Raw genomic sequence first — 17,986 nt, 5'->3', positions numbered from 1 at the left:
CGAGGGGGGCAAACCAGCATGCCATTCCGGCTGTCGAGATACTTCCCCATCCTGGAATGGGGGCGCGAGTACCGCCGAGAAACGCTGGTCAACGACCTGATCGCGGCGGTCATCGTGACCATCATGCTGATCCCGCAGTCACTCGCCTATGCGATGCTGGCAGGCCTGCCGCCGCAGATCGGGCTATACGCGTCGATCCTGCCGCTGATTGCCTACGCCATCTTCGGCACCAGCCGGACGCTTGCGGTCGGCCCTGTCGCCATTCTGTCGCTGATGACGGCCGCGGCCGCCGGAAAGATCGCAGTGCCTGGCTCTGATGCCTATGTGCAGGCCGCGCTGATCCTGGCATTCATGTCGGGCGCAATCCTTTTCGCACTCGGCCTGCTGCGAATGGGGTTTCTCGCCAACTTCCTGAGCCATCCAGTCGTTTCGGGCTTCATCACAGCCTCGGGCATCATTATCGCCGCCTCGCAGCTGAAGCATATACTCGGCGTCGAGGCAGGCGGCCACAATCTGTTCGAGATCGTCCTCGCGCTCGCCCGCAGCCTGCCTGAAACGAGCCTGCCAACGCTGATCATTGGCGGCGCTTCGCTGGTTTTCCTGTTCGGATCGCGGAAGTTTCTCAAGCCATTGTTGCTGAAGGCCGGCCTGTCGGAGAAAGCGGCGACCATCGCCACTCGCACCGGTCCGGTCTTTGCTGTGATTGTCAGTATTCTCGCCGTCGCACTCCTGAGGCTCGATGAGGATGGCGTACGCATCCTTGGTGACGTGCCTCGCAACCTGCCGGACATCGGCCTGCCCACCTTTGACCGGGACACCTGGATGCAGCTGGCCGGCTCTGCCGCCCTGATCAGCCTGATCGGCTTTGTCGAATCGGTTTCCGTTGCCCAGACCCTGGCGGCGAAGCGGCGCCAGCGGGTCAGCCCGAACCAGGAGCTGATCGGCCTCGGCGCCGCCAGTATGGCGGCCGGTGTGTCCAGCGGCTATCCTGTGACAGGCGGGCTTGCCCGGTCTGCGGTGAACTTCGACGCGGGCGCCGAGACGCCAGCGGCCGGCGCTTTCACGGCCATCGGCATCGCGCTCGCGACGCTCTACCTGACGCCTTACCTCTTCTACCTGCCCCAGGCCGTGCTGGCCGCAACCATCATCGTTGCGGTGCTATCGCTTGTCGACCTGAAGACGATCTGGCGGGTCTGGTCCTATTCCAAGGCCGACTTTGCAGCCATGGCGGCCACGATCCTTATCACCCTGCTTTCCGGGGTCGAGCTCGGCGTGACGACGGGCGTTGCCTTGTCGCTCTTCCTGCACCTCTACAACACAAGCCGGCCGCACTTTGCCTTGGTCGGCCAGGTACCGGGCACGCACCATTTCCGGAATGTGAACCGCCATGCCGTGGTGATTTCTGACAAGGCGCTGATCATCCGCATCGATGAGAGCCTCTACTTCGCCAATGCACGCTTCCTCGAAGACACCGTCTATTGTGTGGTCGGCAACCGGCCGGACCTCAAACACCTCGTGCTGATGTGCCCGGCGGTCAATCATATCGACGCCAGCGGCTTGGAGAGCCTTGAAGCGATCAATCATCGCCTGAAAGATGCCGGCGTCACGCTGCACCTGACCGAAGTCAAAGGTCCGGTCATGGACCGGCTGAAGCGGTCCCACTTCCTCGAGGAGCTGACCGGCAAGGTCTACCTCGACACTTATGACGCGATGGTCGACCTCGATCTCGACTGCGTGCGGTCAGCCTTCAGCAAGGATGTGAAGACGACGACGCCCGATGCCATTCCCTGCCCTTCGCTCGCACTGGCAGGTCTGGAACGCGTTTAACCGATCCACAAAAAAAGAAAGAAAGGATGTTGGATATGTCTCTCAGAATTGGCGATACGGCCCCGGACTTCTCGATCCCAACGACAAAGGGCGATATCAGTTTTCATGACTGGGCGGGCGGCAGCTGGGTCTTCCTGTTCAGCCACCCGGCCGACTTTACGCCTGTCTGCACCACCGAGATGGGCCGCACCGCACAGCTCGCCGACGAGTTTGCAAAACGCAATGTGAAGCCGCTCGGCCTGTCCACGGACTCTGTCGAAGACCACATCAAGTGGATCGACGACGTCAACGACACACAGAACACTGACCTCACCTTTCCGATCATCGCCGACACGGAACACAAGGTCGCCCAAGCCTATGACATGATCCATCCGGGCGAGAGCGAGACCGCTGCGGTGCGCTCAGTGTTCATAATCGATCCGAGCAAGAAAATCCGCCTGACCATGACCTATCCGATGAGCGTCGGGCGCAACTTCGACGAGATCCTGCGGGTTATCGACGCGCTGCAGGCCGGCGACAAATACAAGATCGCCACACCGGCCGACTGGACGCCGGGCACCAAGGTTATCATCCCGCCCTCCGTCACCAACGAGGCCGCGCGGACCCTGTTCCCGCAGGGATGGGACGAAATCCGCCCATACTTGCGTTTGACAGAGGTTGAGTAGGAAAACCTTGAAGCGGCCAGCCTGCCTGACGCCTGTCAGGCGGGCTGGTCGGCGAACTGGAGTTCGCCTTCGCGCGGTGGCGAGAAGAGGGGTGCCAGCCTGTTCGAGGTGACCCTCGAAAAGCTTGGTGGGTCCCATTCGGGCGCCGTGTTCGGATCGAGCAGCACAGACCGCATTCCTTCCCGAAAGTTGCGCGTGCAGACCAGCCGCGAGAGAACACGATACTCCAGCCGCAGGGCTTCGCGATGGTCTGACAGGATTGCACCGGTCTGAAGCTGGCGAAGCGCAACACCGGCAGAGAGCGGGCAGGTCTTAGCAATCCGCTTGCCCTGCTCTTTCGCCCAGTCCGATCCAGCCGACAGGGCCGCAATGATCCCGTCGACCGTTTCATGGCTAAAGCAGTGCTCGATTTCCTCACTCGCCGATTCCAGGAATCCGGACTTGACCTCGTGCGGGGGCCCGAGGCTCCCGGGTCCGTCATTGCAGACGTTTTCCTTCAGCGTCTCCAGCTGCTCGGCATCGGCGATGTGCGTGGCAAGGCCGGACCAGACAAGATCGCTGCCCGTCAGCTCCGTACCTGTAAGCACCAGCCAAACGCCAATCCGGTGACGCAAGCGCGAGAGATACCAGGCGCTGCCGGAATCCGGGGCGAGCCCCACGCGGGTTTCCGGAAACTGGAAGCCTGTCTGCGGGGTCACCACCCTGTGGCCGGCCGCCATGGCAAGCCCGATGGCGCCGCCGAGCAGGCGTCCATCAAGGAACGCTACTACCGGCTTGTCATAGCGCCGGATCATGTCGATGAGGCGGTACTGCGCCGCAAAGAAGGATACCGCCTGACGGAAATCCCAGCTCGCACACTTGGCCAGGAAGCGCAGGTCGGTTCCCGAGTAAGTCAGACCGCCGGGATGCGCGAAATCCAGAATGACGTGGTCGACCTCTCTGGCCTCGCGCCATTCACGCAGCGCTTCTGTCATGGCAACAACGACATGCTCGTCGATGGCGTTGGCCGTTTCCGGTCGCGTGAACGACAAGACGCCTGCATGACCGCGGATGGTCCGCACCACATCTCCATCCGGACGCGAGGACCGTTCCGATGACGGAGCGTGACGGTATTTCGACGATGGCAGATCGGACGAACTCATGTCGCGGGGTCTAGGTCCAAATTCTTAAAACTACAATGACGGAAACACTTCAGCTGATGTGGCGCCACTTCGTGTGTAGGTCTGGTGGTCTGCTGGAACAGCATCGATTTCGAATGTCGCACGATTCCGTCCTCCTGAGGGCAAGTGACTCAGCACCTTACGTAAGGGAAGGATGGATAGCAGAATCAGGCCTTGCCGTCACGCATGCTTTGAGCGCTGGCTGCAGTCCACTTGGCCTGGGCCGGCGCCGTCGCGTTCCCCTCAAGCTGCCGGCGCCGCGCAACGACAGAGGAAAACCTGAAACTCATGGCCTGCATGTCGCCATTCGAATTCAGAAGCGCCATACGCTCGGCAGGGCTCAGCAAAGCCGAGAGTTCGTAGACGGAGCTTGCCCGCTCCCCCCGGGCGCGCGCCATGGCAAGCGGGGGATGAACATCGTTGGGATCGAGAGGCCAGAACGGGTCGATCAGGGATGCGCGCTCCCTCTGCCGGTCGCGATCGAGCAACAGCGTCTGCAAGCGATCCGGCTCCAGGCTGGCGAAAACGGGCTTGAGTGACCGAGCATCTGAGTAACAGTCCGGCTCATCCAGGCTCGCTGGCGTCACGAGACCGCCATGACGGCCAGCGAAGTCGCCAGCTTCCGGCTTCGAGGTGAAATAAATGATGGGTGCACTGAAGATCAGACCGACCGTGGCCGGCGCAAGCCAGGCGGCATAGACGGGTGAAATCGCGATGGCTGCCCCGGTCAGGAAGACACCGAGAAAGGTCGGGAAAATACATTGGGTGAAGGTTGTGGCGAAGGAATACCGCCCATCACTGCGGGCCTGCGGCGACCATCCGGAATCTCGCCCGCTGAACACACTGATCACAGCGCCCGTCTGGGTCGCCATCAGGATTGGCGCCATCAGCACGGAAACGACAAGCTCGCTCGCCACGCCCACGGCGGTCCGTGCCGCGCCGACTTTCCTGCGCCATGTCCGGCTGATCCAGCCATAAAGAAGGCCGTATATCTTCGGTGCAAACAGGATCGCCATGGTCACGACGAAGAGGCTCAGCGCACGTTCTGAGTCGATGACTGGCCAGGTCGGGAAAAGCGATGCGCCATCGCCGAAATAGTCCGGCACCATGAAGCTGTTCTGCAGCGAGAGCAGCATGCCAAGCGTAATGAAGATCAGCCATAAGGGCGATGCGAGATAGGAGAAGATACCGTTCACGAGATGGAACCGGCTGGTCCAGGTGAGCTGACGCGCCCGTGCCAGAACGGCCATGTGCTGCATGTTGCCCTGGCACCAGCGCCGGTCGCGAACGACATGATCAATGATTGTCGGCGGGCCTTCCTCATAGGAACCACCAAGGTCTGGCCGTATCTCGACATTCCATCCGGCTCGCCTGAGCAGCGCGGCCTCGACGAAGTCATGACTGAGGATCGACCCGCCAAGCGGCGCCTTGCCGGGTATTGAGGGGAGCCCTGCACTCTCGGCCAGCGCGCTAACGCGAATGATCGCATTGTGCCCCCAGAAATTACCTTCCTTCTGCGCCCACCAGGCGATGCCATGGCCGAGCACGGGCCCGTAGAGTGCAGATGCGAATTGCTGGGCGCGGGCAAACAGGGTGCACGCACCAACGAGTTGCGGGATGGTCTGCACCAGGCCGGTACGGGGTTGGGCGTGAATGGCTTCTACCAGGGCCAGGATCGTCTCTCGCGACATGTGGCTGTCAGCGTCATAGACAATCATGAAATCGTAGCGCCCACCCCAGCGGGTCACGAAATCCCTGATGTTGCCCGCCTTGCGGTGATGATTGATCGTCCGGCGCCTGTACCGGATGGCGACATCAGCGGGTGCCTTCTTCTGCAACTGTCTGACGCCGGCTTCTTCGAGCAGCGCAATGTCAGGATCGGTTGTATCACTAAGAATGAAACACTCATATCGGCCCGGTGCGCCAGCCATCTGTCTGGCGGTTGCCAGCACGGCCGGAAAGACCTGATCAACAGGCTCATTGTAAACCGGGAAAGCGATGACGGTGCGCGCTGTCGAAATACTGACTGGCACGGCCGATGACGTGACCGCAGACCGCTCGGCCCGAACCGCACAAATGAAGCCGATCGTTGCATTCACGAAGGCAAAGCAGATCCAGCTGATATTCAGTGCAAATACGGCCAGCAGCATCCATTCGAGGATGGTGAGACTGGAGACAGCGAGCACCTGATACATTTCATGGGTTGCCCAGCCCGTCAGCGCGAGCGACGCGGCCAGGACGAAAAGCTTGCGCCAAAGGCGGGAGCGTGGCCGATGGCGGAACTCCGCCCGGCGTGACCGGAATGCCTGGTCCGGCATATCTACCGGGAACTCGGTCGGCCGCGAACGATAAACCGTCATGACGCCCTCCAGCGGTAGATCCATGTCTCGGTGACAGCCTTCCCGCCGCGCGTCAGCAGGGCTCGCAGCTCCACAACTTGCGCACTTCCGGGGTCGAGCTCGAAGCTGAGCCGGGTCAGGCCGGTCTCATGCTGATGCTTGATCGTGACATTGGACACCTCGCCCGCTGACGCCGACACGTTTGCCTCAGCAGCCTCAAGAAGCTCGGTATTTGTCGGTTCAAAGTCGATGACGAAAAGGCGATTGCCGCTGTTGGGCACCTGACCGGAGCGCGTTTGGGAGACGGCGGCAACAGACGGGATTGCCGGCGGGTTCAGTGCCCAGTGCAATGTATAGGAGAAGTGGTGCTCCGCACCCTTTTCCCACGCCTTACCCGGCTTCCAGAACACAACGATATTATCGTTGTATTCGTTTGATGTTGGGATTTCGACCAGGGTCAGCTCGCCCTTCTCCCAGCCCTGACCTGGCTCAACCCAGACGCTGGGGCGCAGATGGTATCCGGCTTCGATATCCGAATAGGCATCGAAATCCCGCTGGCGCTGCATCAGGCCGAACCCCAGCGGAACATCATTCGCCAGGATCGACATCTGCAATTGCTGGGGATTGCTCAGTGGGCGCCATACCCACTCACCATTGCGTAGGCGGAAGGACAGCCCCTGCGAGTCATGGACAGCCGGTCGAAAATCATCCCGCTGCTTCACCGCATCATGCGGCGAAAAATAGTACATGCTGGTCAGCGGAACGATGCCGAAATTTTCCAGTTGGCGACGCGGAATGATGCTCGCCTGGACATGAACCTGTGTATCCGGCCCCGGCTCCACGCGAAACGCGAAAGCCCCGGTGACGCTCTTGCCATCGAGAAGCGCATAGAGCGTGATACCATCGTCTCCCGCCTGAGGTTTCTCGAGCCAGAACTCCCGGAACACCGGAAACTCCTCGCCCTCCGATGAGGCGGTTCCGATGGAAATGCCGCGGGCTGAGGCGCCATAAAGCGTGCCGGCACCGAGAGCGCGGAAAAAGCTGGCGCCCCGAAAGCTGATGACTTCGTCGAATTTGCCCGCGCGGTTGAACGCGCTAAGGACGCGAAACCCGGAGTAACCGAGCGCCTGTTTCGCCTCCTCATCGAGCGGAAGGTCGAAAAAATCGAACTGGCCCGGCGCGTAGGATTTTTCGGTGACCTCACCGTTTTCAACTATGTTCAGCTTGATGCGGTGGCTGAAGAGATAACCGCTGGGATCAAGATGAACGCGATAGCCGGCCAGGTCACCTTCCCAGAGGATCGAACCGTCGAGGTTCTGAATGCGGCGGAACTGGTCATAGTCGAGCTGGGAGGCGGCTTTGGGTGTTGCGGGTGGCGGCTCATAGGGTTTGCTGGCGAGCGATCTTGCGGCAGCTTCGACGCGCGCCATTCCCGTCAGCGAGCTTTCGTCGTCCTGTGGCAATGACATATCGCGCGCAGCACCGGTCGGGTCGGCGGCATCCGCCTCGCTGTCCTGTGGGGGGCTCTTTGTGAGGGGTGGCCCGTTTCCGATATCGGGCTCGTGATCCGTAACGATGCCGGGAAAGACGATGCCCGCGGTCTCATCGTGGCCTGATGGCGGCGGCACGGGCTGGTCGCTGGACTCCGGCTCGACAACCGCATTTTCCGGACCCATGTCGCCCTTGGCCGGGCGGTCTTCGCCTCCACAGCCAACGAGACCGAAGACTGCGATTGCAGTGAACAGCTTGCCTGTCCCTGTTACCCCAATCGGCTTCACAGCTCACCTCGATCCTGTCAGCACCAGGCAGGCTCGGCCCGGAAATGCTGCACTGCAACCATCTTTGAGAAGGATCGAATGAATTGTCGCTGAATTGGTTGCGAATTGGGCTGCTTCAGGAACAAAGTTTAATGTTCCGGCGTCGAAATCAGCCAGCGTACAGACCTGGGAAAAGGTTGGAAGTCTAGAGCGTTTCGGAAACGTGGTTGGGCAGACTTGCAGGATTCACCGTGGCGCGCTGCGCCCGGTAAGCCGAGAGATGGGCATCGATGAGCGGCGCCCCGGCCGGCGTGGCCGCGCCCTTCAGGATCAGCGCATAACCGATGCCGACCGACGGCGTCAGCTCCTTTGTCGGCAGGCTCCCCATCGCCCAGGACAAAAGTGCTCCGCCAGTCGTGTGCGCCATGGCCTGCAAGACAATGTGCGATGGGATATCCCGTCCCAGAAAGCCGTCATCGCAGGCGGCACGGACCATGCCCAGCCAGATGGCGCGTGTCTGGTCGATCCTTTCCGGAGAGGAGAGGCCCGTCTCGTCTGGCCCTGTCGTATTAAGCAGCGCGCGCCAAAGCGTGCGGTAGAAGTCCGGGTCGCTGGTATAGTAGCCGAAGGCCAGGTCGTGGGCGGCGAAGATCCGGTCGATGCTGTTGGACACGGCAAGACGCGGGAAGCGTTTGGCAAAATCACGTACATCCTCAAGCACAGCCAGCACAACCGCGCGCTTCGACCCGAACAGATTGTATGGCGTCGACAGGCTGACTTCAGCCCGCTGGGCGAGCGTGCGCATGGAGAGCTCTGTGTCGCCTGTCTCCCGGATCAGGTCGCGTGCCGCGCGGACGATGCGCAAGCGGCGCTCCGCCTTTGCCTTTTCACGCTTGCCAAGATCGTCAGCCACACCCTCTCCCGTGATCGTGCTACGCGGCTACCGCCGCGTGATCTGCTAGACGCGAGATATCTGCCTGCTCGTCGATTGCAAGGCTCCGCAGCATTTCATCGCGGGCCGGGCCGGGATTGGGCGGATAGGCCGCGGCGTTCCGCTTCTTCCCGCGTGACCAGTAGTAGAGCACTTTCATGAGATTGCCCGGCTTTCCGAGCCATTTGTCCGGATGCTCCAGCATGTGAAACCCGCGCATCGCCTGACGGAGAAGCCCCACATCGGAACGTATCGCAATCCGCACGCCGTCCTCAAAGAAGCTCTCCATCATCCGGGCTTTCCAGCCGGCCCGGTAACCGGGTGTCAACGCATTCCTGGCGCGCTTTATGGCCGACCGGTCCTGGCGGCGCTGATTGATGTAGTAGGGCCGCAATTCTTCCTGCAGGGCCGCATGGTAAGCGATCTGCTGTTCGTCCGGATCTGTAGACCGAGCCAGCGACGCTCTCAGTGCTTCGGCGCTAACCGCGGCAAAAGAGCAGCCACGCCCGTATAGCGGATTTGTCCGGACCAGCGTGTCGCCCAGCGGGAAGTAGTTTCGCGTCGCTGGCTTGCTATCGTTGACCATGTAGCGCCAGCGGCTGTGCAGGTCCCCCATGCCATAGACCTTGCCTCTCGGCTCGGACCGGCGGTCATTGGTCCATGGCTCAAGCCCCGGAAGCTCTAGCGTAATTGCATGGAACGTGTCCGGATTGAGGATCGCCTTGCGAAGCTCGATCTCGACTTCCGGCACAGCGATGGTGATCGAAAAACAGCCATTGTCCCCAGGGAATACGCCGAACTTCAGGTAACCAAGATCACCGCTGCCAGGCGGGTTTTCGGTCCGCGACGGCTCCTCCATACCGGGAAGCAGGCGATAGTGGCGGGTGAAATACAGAATACCCGCCGTTTCGCTCTCTTCGGTAATCGTAGCGCCTTCATCCATCAGCTGCTGGATCGTGAATCCTGACTTGCCGCTGGAATCGACTATGACCTGGGCTGTCAGCTCGCGTGTCAAACCGCCCTCCTCGCCGCGCACTCCCAGAACTTCAACAACGCCGTCTTCGGCCTTTCGGGTCATCAGATCACGCACAAAGAAGCCCGGCCTGATGGTCACGTTCTCAAGGCTTTCGACATACCGCCGCATGGTCAGTTCGAGTGTCGTCCGCCGGCTGGTAATAATGGTCAGTTCCGCATCTTCGGGCGCTGGCTCGTAAGTCTCCTGCTGCAGTTCGGTCAGCATCATGTCGAACGTCAGTTCGCGCGCGCCCATGGACAACAACTCGTCCAGCAGACGCGGATGCGATTGCTTGATGATACTCCTGAGACGCGCGAGGAAGGCGTGGCTCTGGCGGACATGCCCGGCGCCCTGGCGGTGCCAGTCCAGAAAAGTTACATCTGGATCGTCGCTAGGCGGCGGCTGGTCCCGCTCCAGCAATGTGATCTGCCGGCCGGTCGGCGCGAGTGAAAGCGCTGCGCACAGACCGCCAATCCCCGCACCGATGACCAGGACGTCTTCTCTCATCCATCAATCTCCTTGAGGAAGCGGAGGATGACCTTGTTCGTCTCGTCCGGTGCTTCCTGCTGCGTCCAGTGGCCGATCCCCGGGATCAGCTCATTGATGCGCAGGTCCCGGACATAAGTCGGCATGGCCTGATAGGCTTCGGCCGCCATCATGATGACGCCATCCTTGAGGCCAGCAAGAAAGAAGGCTGGCTGGTCGATATGCTCAGGCGCGCCTTCTGTGAGCTTCCAGGCAAGATCATGATTGCGATAGTAGTTGAGCGGGCCACGCATGCCGGATCGCTCAAACTCCGCAGTGTAGAAATCGAGATCGTCCTCGCTGAGCCAGGGCGGTAGCGTCTTGGGCTCAGGAAGCCCGGAAAACATGTCGTCATCGGGACCCTTCGCCGGAAGACTGGTAAGATCGGTTTCACCACCGGCCATCACCAGAAATTTCTTCAGGGCGGTTCGGACATCGGCCTCGAATTCAGCCTCGGCGACGCCCGGCTCGAAGAAGTAGAGCTGATAGAAGAATTGCCCCTTGAACATCTCACGCATGGCAGGCATCGGCTGAACGGGCGAGCGCGGCATGAAGGGCACCGACAGGGCCCCAACCGCGCGCACCTTGTCCGGATGGTGCAACGCACAAGCCCAGGCCGTCGGCGCTCCCCAGTCATGGCCGATCACAACAGCTTCGTCATAACCGAGCGTATCGATGAGACCGATGATATCCTTGCGGACTTCGACCTGGTTGTAAGCTTCGATCTCGTGCGGCTTGTCACTCTTGCCATAGCCGCGCATGTCGGGCGCGACGACGTGATAGCCAGCGTCTGCGAGCGGTTTGAACTGATGCCGCCACGAATACCAGGATTCAGGAAAGCCATGCAGAAGCAGGACAAGCGGTCCTTGTCCGGCTTCTGCAATGTTGAGCTCGATCCCGTTTGTCGCGACGCGGCGCTCGCTTACACCCGGCCAGCTCATTCGGCGGCTACCAGTTCAGGCTGGTCATCGCGAGCCCCGGGCAGAATTGCGCCGCGCGCTTCCTGATAGCCATCGCTGGCCGACCAGGCGACGCCGCCACCGACGATGACAGTATCAACGCCGTGGGAGTCGCGAATATAGCGGCTGCCATCGCCCGGGACGTCCTGGACGAATCTCTCGACACCGCGATCAACGGTTTCGGGATCGAAAATGGCAATGTCCGCGATATAGCCCGGCTGCAGCAGCCCACGTTCAGGAATACCCCAGATAGAGGCCGTGTCGGAGGTGATCTTCTTCACCGCATCCTCAAGCCGCATCGTCTTCAGGTCGCGCACGAAGTGGCCGAACAGATAGCCGGTGTCGCCATAGGTCGAGAAGGAGAGAATGTGCGCGCCGCCATCACTCGCGCCGATGTGGACACGCGGATGCTTGAGCAGGCTGACAACCTTGTCGTCGTTGTTGTGCCCCATGTCAGCAGCCAGGAAATGCGCGTCGAGGTCTTCTTCAACGGAAAGATCGATCATCGCCTCGACCGGCGTGACGCCCCGCTCCTTGGCGATCTCGGCCAGCGTCTTGCCGACATATTTCTGGTTCGCGTCGGTCTTCACCTGGCGCAGCACCAGCTTTGGCCAGAGGTCCTTGTATTCAGCGACCTCTTCAGCCCGCGCCTTGCGGTTCTCAGGATCGGCAAAGTGCGCCCTGATCTCTTCCGGGCTGCCGAAGCGCATCACGCGGTACCAGCCGGGGAAGCGAATGAAGAGCAGGCTCGGCACTGCAAAGGAGAAGGAAATGTCGATCGGGCGCGTCTGCACTTGAGGCCAGACACGGGCGCCGCGCGCAAATTGCTCATCGACCCGCTTCATCACTTTATCGACGGCGTCGACATTGTCCGAATTCACGAACAGCGGCGAAAAGGTCGTCGGTATCTGGTACTTGATGGACAGCTCGGCGAGCTGATCGAGCCGGGCAATTGTCAGGTCCGGATCGTAGAATTCCGGCACGATCTGCAGCATGCGGCCGTATTCGCCGAGGACCGAGGCCAGCGCATCCACTTCGCGGGCATCGGCATAGCGGCTGGGGACCGGCTGAAGCGTCTCGTCCATGTCGACATAGCTGGTCGACAGGCCCGCCGCTCCGGCATTGAGGCACTCGCGCAGCACATCCTGCATTTCCGCGATTTCCTCATCCGTAGCGGTGCGCTCTGTGGCGGCGTCGTTCATGACCCAGAGGCGGATGACGCTGTGGCCCACAAGCGGCGCAACGTTGATCGCGAGACCTTTACGAATGCGGGTGATGTATTCGGAGAAGGTTTCCCAGTCCCATACGACACCCTCCCGGAACGCCTTGTAGGGCATCTCCTCGATCTGATTGAACATGCCGACGAGGCGCATGCGGTGATCGGCCTTGAGCGGGGCGAGAGACAGCGAGCAATTGCCCGGAACGATCGTTGTGACGCCATGCGAAAGGGCAGGCTTCGCCGCTCCATCCCAGAGGAGCTGGGCATCGAAGTGCGTATGCGGATCAATGAAGCCGGGCGCGACGACTTTACCCGAAGCGTCGACCTCTTTTCCGGCGGTTTCGGTGATCTTGCCGATCCTGGCGATGCGATTGCCTTTGACGGCGACATCAGCCTGATAGCCAGGCAGGCCGGATCCGTCGACGACGGTGCCGTTGCGGATGATGAGATCATACATGAGGGGTTTCCCTTTGGTCTTGTGTCTGGTCGTTGAGGTAGCGGGCGGAGGAAACAGCCAGCGCATCGCGCACATGCTCCCAGCCCGCACCGGCCAGGTCTTCCGGCTGGTCGGCACCGGTCAGTTCCATCAGCTTGCGGGTGGCGAATTCATCAAGCGTCACGAGCGAGCGCCCGCCATTCTCGAAGGCGAGCGTCACAATCAGCTCGGCGACCCCGTCATGGGCGGCCGCCACCCTGACATGCTGGATGACAGCGCCGCTCATGCAGCGGCGAGTGGCGGTTCGATAAAGATCACATCGCTCGGCAGGATCGGGTTGCCGGCACGCGGGCTTCCCTCAGGCGCAGGCGCGCGCATGAAGACGTGCAGGTTCCAGCTCTGAAGCCCGGATACCGCATCAGCCTCCGCCATGTCCGGCAGCTCACGGGCGGCAATGCTTGCCCAGGTGTCACCGGCTTGCGGCAGCACGGACTTCCTGACTGTTGAAAGTGTTGTCGCCGTCATGTTTCTCCCCTGCATTCGTTTTCTTGTTTTTAGAACATGTTCTGATTTTTTGCGCAAGACGGAATTGGAGGGACGCCAGACCTCATTGATAAAGGCCGGATGGCAGCAAGAAAGGCGAACCCACCGGTTCGCCTTTGCCGTTTTGTCGATTGAGATGGGATCAGGCGTCCGCAAGCGCCTTGCTGCGGCGTCCAAGAAGGATCAAGGCTATCATGGCAATGACGGCACCGCTGGCCATGTAAATCGAAACCGTTTGCAGCCCCTGCCCGGATTCGAACAGATAGCCTGCAATGATCGGCCCGAGGGCCGCACCGCCCCGGCCTATTCCAATCACGAATCCAGTTCCGCCCGCCCTGACATCGGCCGGAAAGTATTTGGCGATCAGCGCATACAGCCCCACCACGCCGGCGTTGGTGAAGAAACCCACCATCGCCGACACAACCGACAATGCCCGCAGCGTGTCATGCCCTGCGCCAAAATAGGTGACGAAAACGAACGCCAAGGCGAGGACACTGATTGTCAGCCAGCGAATATCCAGCTTTCGGGAAAGCAGGCCGAGCACAATGCCGCCAGTCGCGCCACCGACATTGGCCCAGACAAGCACGTTGCCTGCCTCGGAGGGGACATAGCCCATGTCGACCACTAGCTTCGGAATCCATTTCAGGATGTAGTAGAAAGTCATGATGTGGGCGAAGTAGGCCAGCGTCAGCAGGAGCGTGACTGCAATCAGCGCAGGCCCCAGCAGGCGGCGAAGGCCTCCACCACCGCTCGCCGCAGCACTTTCCTTCAGGTCCGGCAACCGCTCCAGCGCAGAATGGCCGAGGCGTTTCAGCGTCCTGTTGATCTTCTCGAGCGCCCCTGCCGGGCGCCGCGCCGCCAGCGACGACACCGATTCCGGCATGGCAACCAGCACCGCCGGCAGCATGAGAGCAGTCATGACACCGCCGAAGATAAAGACGGCACGCCAGTCGAAATGGGCCAGCAATTGCGAGGCGATCACCCCGCCAATGATTGCACCCAGTGGATAGCCGGTGGCCATGATCGTCACGTTGAGGCTGCGATAGCGATCGTTGGAATATTCGGCGACCATCGCGTTCGTACAGGCAAGCATGCCTCCAATTCCGAGCCCCGTGAAAAGGCGATAGCCTGACATGACTGGAACGCTATTCGCCGTCGCTGCGAGGAACATCCCCAAAGTCATGACACACAGGCTCGTAATGATGATTGGACGCCTGCCGATCCTGTCAGCCGCCTGGCCGAGAATGATCGAGCCGACCGACATGCCGATCAGCTCCATGGACAGGACGAGGCCGAGCGCGCCACGGCTGATCCCCCACTCTTCCGCTATACCAGGCGCAGCAAAGCTGATGGAAAGGACATCGAACCCGTCGAGGCCATTAAGCAGTACACACAGAACGATGACGACAATCTGGGCACGCCCCATCCGTTCGCGTGCGAGTATTTCCACGGGCTGATCCGACATTTTTCCTCCCTGTCCATTCTGTTTTCTCACAAGCTCGCAGCTCGTGGATGGACTTTTTTGACGTGACTTCTGGTCTCCGAATATCCGGGTTGAAGTGTTCCCTCTTCATGCACCCAGCAGGATAAGTGCATCGAGTATATCGAGGCCTTTCCCGGCACCGCGCACCACCACTGGATTAAGATCGACTTCAAGGATTCTCGGCTGCGACATCATCAACGCTCCAAGCTCACTGACCATCTCGCATAGCGCATCAAGATCGACTGGCGCACTGCCGCGAAACCCTGTTAGCAGCTTGGCAGATTTCAGCGTCAGCAATTCATCATGAATTTCAGCGGGCGAAAGATCCGGCGGCAGGAGCCGAAAATCCTTCAGCACTTCGGCCTGAACACCACCAAAGCCGACAAGAGTCACCGGGCCCCAGGCAGCATCGCGCCTTGCCCCGACAATCATCTCGACCCCCTTGGCGCTCATCTTTTCGACGAGCACGCCATCGAGCGTCAGGCCGGGTGAGTAATTGCCGACATCGGCGTACATCTTGTTGAAGGCCCGGCGCAGGTCCGCTTCAGACTCAAGGCCCAACGCCACACCGCCCGCATCGCTCTTGTGTGACAGCTCAGCGGACTGGGCCTTGAGCACGACGGGATAGCCGATGGCATCGGCAGCCGCAGCAGCCGCGTCTTCGCTCTCAGCGAATTTGCCGTCCGGGAAGGCCAGACCAGCCTCACGCAGGATGGTCTTGCTGAGATATTCCGGCACAACACCCGCACCACTGGGCAGAGATACGTCAATCTTTCGGGAGGATGGCCGCACAGGCGCCTTGCCCCCTGGGGCCCGGCTTAGCGTTGCGATGGCGCGAATGGCACGCTCGGCGGTCGGGTAGCAGGCTACGCCGAGGGTGCGAAGCTTGCTTATGAACTCGGGCAGCACCTCGGCCCCCTCATCAAGACCCGCATAGATGACTGGCTTTTCCGGCTTCAGCGTTTCGATCGCAGCGATGATGGACGGCAGCTTCTTTTCTGCTGTGGCAGGGTCGGTCTGGATGATGCCAAGCAGGATCGACCCGACCCGGTCATCACCGACGAGCGCAGCGATGGCGCGCTGATACAGTTCCGGATCGACGAGGGCCTGCGCGGTCAGGTCGACAGGGTTCGAAACAGGCACGAAATCGGGCAGCGCCGCGCGCATGGCAGGCGAATCCGCGTCATGCATCTCCGGCAGGTTGAGGCCGACCTCTTCCGCAAGGTCCAGCGACAGCGCCTTGAAAGCCCCTGACTCTGTGAGGATGGCTGCGCCGCTTTCCCCGGAGAACCGGTTAGATCGCATGGCAAGCTCGGTGAGGTCACCCAGATGCTCCAGTGTCTCGGCCATGAGGACACCATGATGCTCGACCAGGCTGCGCATCAGCGCATAGTCGCCCGCCATCGCACCTGTATGGGTCGCCGCGGACTGCCGCGCCGCCTCGCTCTTGCCCGGGTGCAAAAGGATGATCGGTTTGCCCTTCTCGCGGGCCTTGTCAGCCAGGTCGAGAAAGCGAGCCGGATCACGAAACTGTTCGACGATCATGGAGATCACGCGCGTACGCGGATCGTCGACGAGATACTCAACATAGTCCTGGACACCGGTGGCCGCTTCATTGCCCGTCGAAACGGAAAGCGTTACGCCGAGATCCTTGCTGGCGAGGGTGACCTGCAGGACAGCCGCCATCGCGCCGCTTTGCGAGACGATGGCGACACCGTCTCCGTCGCCGAGATTGGCGGCCGGTGTTTCGACGAAGGTCAGGGCAACACCGTCCTTGTTGTTTACAAAGCCAAGGCAGTTCGGCCCTTCGACCGCCATGCCGCCTTCGCGGGCAATCCGGCCAATCGTTTCCTGCTCGGCCATGCCCTCTTCGCCGCCTTCGGCAAACCCGGCCGAGAAGATCACGGCCCCGCCGGTCTTTTTCCTCGCCAGCTCGCGGAGCGCGCCAATAACACCGGCGCGCGGAATAGCCAGAACGGCAGCGTCAATGCCGTCCGGAAGCTGGTCGATGGAATGGACGCAGGGCCGCCCCGATATCATGTCACGCTTCGGATTGACGAGATGGATCTCGCCCTTGAAGCCGCCGCGTTCCAGATTGCCAAGCACCGAAGCGCCAAGAGCGCCAGGCGTTGGCGAGGCGCCGACAATGACAACCGAGCGCGGATTGAGAAGGCGTTCGAGATCGATCGTCGCTGCTTCAGCGCTAAGGCTATCCGACGGCGCAGGCATCAGGCCTTGGCCTTCTTCGTCGTTTTCTGCTTCGACTTGTCATAGGCGCCGAGGCCCGGCTTGTAGGATTTCTCGTCGATAAACTGCTTGATGCCTTCCTTGCGGCCATCATTGTCGAATGAGTTGGCAGCTTCCTGAGCGCGCACAAGGTAATCCTCGGCATTGTCATAGGTCATCTCACCGACACGGCGGATCGCATCCTTCGTCGCCTTCAACGCGACCGGGTTCTTCTCAAGCAGCACGCTCGCCACTTCCGTGACACGTGCTTTCAGCTTGTCCGCCGGCAGGCTCTCATTCACCAGACCCCATTGAGCAGCCGTCTTACCGTCGACATTCTCACCCATCATGGCGTGGTACATCGCATTGCGGAAATTCAGCAGTTCAACTGCGATCTTCGTGGCACCGCCGCCTGGCAGGATGCCCCAATTGATCTCCGACAGGCCGAACTGCGCCTCATCGGCGCAGAAAGCGAGATCGCAAGAGAAAAGCGGACCGTACCCGCCACCGAAACACCAGCCATTGACCATGGCAATGGTTGGCTTCTGATACCAGCGCAAGCGCCGCCACCAGCCATAGGACTCACGTTGCGAGCGGCGCACGGCACCCAGGCCTTCGGCTTCGGTCTCCCGGAAATACTCCTTGAGGTCCATGCCGGCGGTCCAGGCCGAACCTTCGCCCGTCAGGACCAGGACGCCCACGTCATCGCGAAATTCGAGTTCATCGAGCACACGCATCATCTGGCGGTTGAGCTTCGGGCTCATGCAGTTGCGTTTTTCAGGGCGGTTAAATTTCACCCATGCAATTCGGTTTTCGATTTCATAGGCGACGGTGTCGGCCTCGGCGCGGTCTTTGGTCATACTGGTACCCTTGTAAGTTGGTGCCGGGATGGCTCCCGGAT

At 60.9% G+C, this 17,986-nt stretch carries 14 protein-coding genes; 2 read left to right on the top strand and 12 right to left on the bottom strand.

Features of this window, described 5'->3' with window-relative positions; translation table 11 throughout:
* The first annotated feature begins 18 nt into the window (after window positions 1-18).
* Both D1223_RS04185 and D1223_RS04180 read left to right on the top strand, forming a co-directional pair.
* Window positions 19-1,827 carry a SulP family inorganic anion transporter gene (locus D1223_RS04185; protein ID WP_119375127.1) on the top strand — a complete coding sequence of 603 codons (1,809 nt, stop codon included), beginning with the start codon at window positions 19-21 and terminating at the stop codon, window positions 1,825-1,827.
* A 35-nt stretch (window positions 1,828-1,862) separates the two neighbouring features.
* Complete coding sequence (locus tag D1223_RS04180) at window positions 1,863-2,492, top strand: peroxiredoxin (protein WP_119375276.1); 630 nt, start codon at window positions 1,863-1,865, stop codon at window positions 2,490-2,492.
* Window positions 2,493-2,527: 35 nt separating this feature from the next.
* Here the strand turns inward: D1223_RS04180 and D1223_RS04175 are convergent, their stop codons facing one another.
* The 12 genes from D1223_RS04175 to D1223_RS04120 all read right to left on the bottom strand — a co-directional run bounded on the left by D1223_RS04175 (window position 2,528) and on the right by D1223_RS04120 (window position 17,945).
* Entirely contained in the window at window positions 2,528-3,634 is a 1,107-nt protein-coding gene (locus D1223_RS04175) for an enoyl-CoA hydratase/isomerase family protein (RefSeq protein WP_119375126.1), read from the bottom strand.
* Window positions 3,635-3,819: 185 nt separating this feature from the next.
* The gene (gene mdoH / locus D1223_RS04170) at window positions 3,820-6,012 is read right to left on the bottom strand and encodes a glucans biosynthesis glucosyltransferase MdoH (RefSeq protein ID WP_119375275.1); all 2,193 of its coding nucleotides are present in this window, start codon (window positions 6,010-6,012) and stop codon (window positions 3,820-3,822) included.
* Window positions 6,009-7,769, bottom strand: a complete 1,761-nt coding sequence (locus D1223_RS04165; RefSeq protein ID WP_119375125.1) for a glucan biosynthesis protein — start codon at window positions 7,767-7,769, stop codon at window positions 6,009-6,011. The genes mdoH and D1223_RS04165 overlap by 4 nt, the downstream gene beginning before the upstream one ends.
* A 184-nt stretch (window positions 7,770-7,953) precedes the next feature.
* Window positions 7,954-8,661, bottom strand: a complete 708-nt coding sequence (locus D1223_RS04160) for a TetR/AcrR family transcriptional regulator (protein ID WP_119375124.1) — start codon at window positions 8,659-8,661, stop codon at window positions 7,954-7,956.
* Window positions 8,662-8,680: 19 nt separating this feature from the next.
* Window positions 8,681-10,201: an FAD-dependent oxidoreductase gene (locus tag D1223_RS04155; protein WP_119375123.1), complete on the bottom strand. Its 1,521-nt coding sequence runs from the start codon at window positions 10,199-10,201 to the stop codon at window positions 8,681-8,683.
* A complete protein-coding gene (locus tag D1223_RS04150; protein ID WP_119375122.1) occupies window positions 10,198-11,160 on the bottom strand; it encodes an alpha/beta fold hydrolase in 963 nt (320 codons plus the stop codon). Before D1223_RS04150 ends, D1223_RS04155 begins: the two co-directional genes overlap by 4 nt.
* Window positions 11,157-12,854 carry an N-acyl-D-amino-acid deacylase family protein gene (locus D1223_RS04145; protein WP_119375121.1) on the bottom strand — a complete coding sequence of 566 codons (1,698 nt, stop codon included), beginning with the start codon at window positions 12,852-12,854 and terminating at the stop codon, window positions 11,157-11,159. Before D1223_RS04145 ends, D1223_RS04150 begins: the two co-directional genes overlap by 4 nt.
* A complete protein-coding gene (locus D1223_RS04140) occupies window positions 12,847-13,119 on the bottom strand; it encodes a hypothetical protein (protein WP_119375120.1) in 273 nt (90 codons plus the stop codon). Before D1223_RS04140 ends, D1223_RS04145 begins: the two co-directional genes overlap by 8 nt.
* Window positions 13,116-13,358, bottom strand: a complete 243-nt coding sequence (locus D1223_RS04135) for a hypothetical protein (protein WP_119375119.1) — start codon at window positions 13,356-13,358, stop codon at window positions 13,116-13,118. Before D1223_RS04135 ends, D1223_RS04140 begins: the two co-directional genes overlap by 4 nt.
* A gap of 160 nt (window positions 13,359-13,518) precedes the next feature.
* Complete coding sequence (locus D1223_RS04130) at window positions 13,519-14,841, bottom strand: MFS transporter (RefSeq protein WP_119375118.1); 1,323 nt, start codon at window positions 14,839-14,841, stop codon at window positions 13,519-13,521.
* A 105-nt stretch (window positions 14,842-14,946) separates the two neighbouring features.
* On the bottom strand, window positions 14,947-17,088 hold the full coding sequence (locus tag D1223_RS04125) for an acetate--CoA ligase family protein (RefSeq protein ID WP_119375117.1): 2,142 nt from the start codon (window positions 17,086-17,088) through the stop codon (window positions 14,947-14,949).
* Window positions 17,088-17,945 (bottom strand): p-hydroxycinnamoyl CoA hydratase/lyase, encoded by an 858-nt coding sequence (locus D1223_RS04120; RefSeq protein ID WP_119375116.1) that lies wholly within the window; start codon window positions 17,943-17,945, stop codon window positions 17,088-17,090. The genes D1223_RS04125 and D1223_RS04120 overlap by 1 nt, the downstream gene beginning before the upstream one ends.
* Window positions 17,946-17,986 lie beyond the last annotated feature (41 nt).

This window comes from Henriciella mobilis (assembly GCF_003576285.1).
GTDB classification, from domain to species: domain Bacteria; phylum Pseudomonadota; class Alphaproteobacteria; order Caulobacterales; family Hyphomonadaceae; genus Henriciella; species Henriciella mobilis.
Note: the sequence above shows the minus strand (reverse complement) of the source record. Positions and strands in the feature narration are given on the sequence as shown.

Bases quoted from the DNA above. Each gene is read 5' to 3' on its own strand.
- D1223_RS04185 (WP_119375127.1), top strand. From the start codon at position 19: ATGCCATTCCGGCTGTCGAGATACTTCCCCATCCTGGAATGGGGGCGC.
- D1223_RS04180 (WP_119375276.1), top strand. From the start codon at position 1,863: ATGTCTCTCAGAATTGGCGATACGGCCCCGGACTTCTCGATCCCAACG.
- D1223_RS04175 (WP_119375126.1), bottom strand. From the start codon at position 3,634: ATGAGTTCGTCCGATCTGCCATCGTCGAAATACCGTCACGCTCCGTCA.
- mdoH (WP_119375275.1), bottom strand. From the start codon at position 6,012: ATGACGGTTTATCGTTCGCGGCCGACCGAGTTCCCGGTAGATATGCCG.
- D1223_RS04155 (WP_119375123.1), bottom strand. From the start codon at position 10,201: ATGAGAGAAGACGTCCTGGTCATCGGTGCGGGGATTGGCGGTCTGTGC.
- D1223_RS04150 (WP_119375122.1), bottom strand. From the start codon at position 11,160: ATGAGCTGGCCGGGTGTAAGCGAGCGCCGCGTCGCGACAAACGGGATC.
- D1223_RS04145 (WP_119375121.1), bottom strand. From the start codon at position 12,854: ATGTATGATCTCATCATCCGCAACGGCACCGTCGTCGACGGATCCGGC.
- D1223_RS04140 (WP_119375120.1), bottom strand. From the start codon at position 13,119: ATGAGCGGCGCTGTCATCCAGCATGTCAGGGTGGCGGCCGCCCATGAC.
- D1223_RS04135 (WP_119375119.1), bottom strand. From the start codon at position 13,358: ATGACGGCGACAACACTTTCAACAGTCAGGAAGTCCGTGCTGCCGCAA.
- D1223_RS04130 (WP_119375118.1), bottom strand. From the start codon at position 14,841: ATGTCGGATCAGCCCGTGGAAATACTCGCACGCGAACGGATGGGGCGT.
- D1223_RS04125 (WP_119375117.1), bottom strand. From the start codon at position 17,088: ATGCCTGCGCCGTCGGATAGCCTTAGCGCTGAAGCAGCGACGATCGAT.
- D1223_RS04120 (WP_119375116.1), bottom strand. From the start codon at position 17,945: ATGACCAAAGACCGCGCCGAGGCCGACACCGTCGCCTATGAAATCGAA.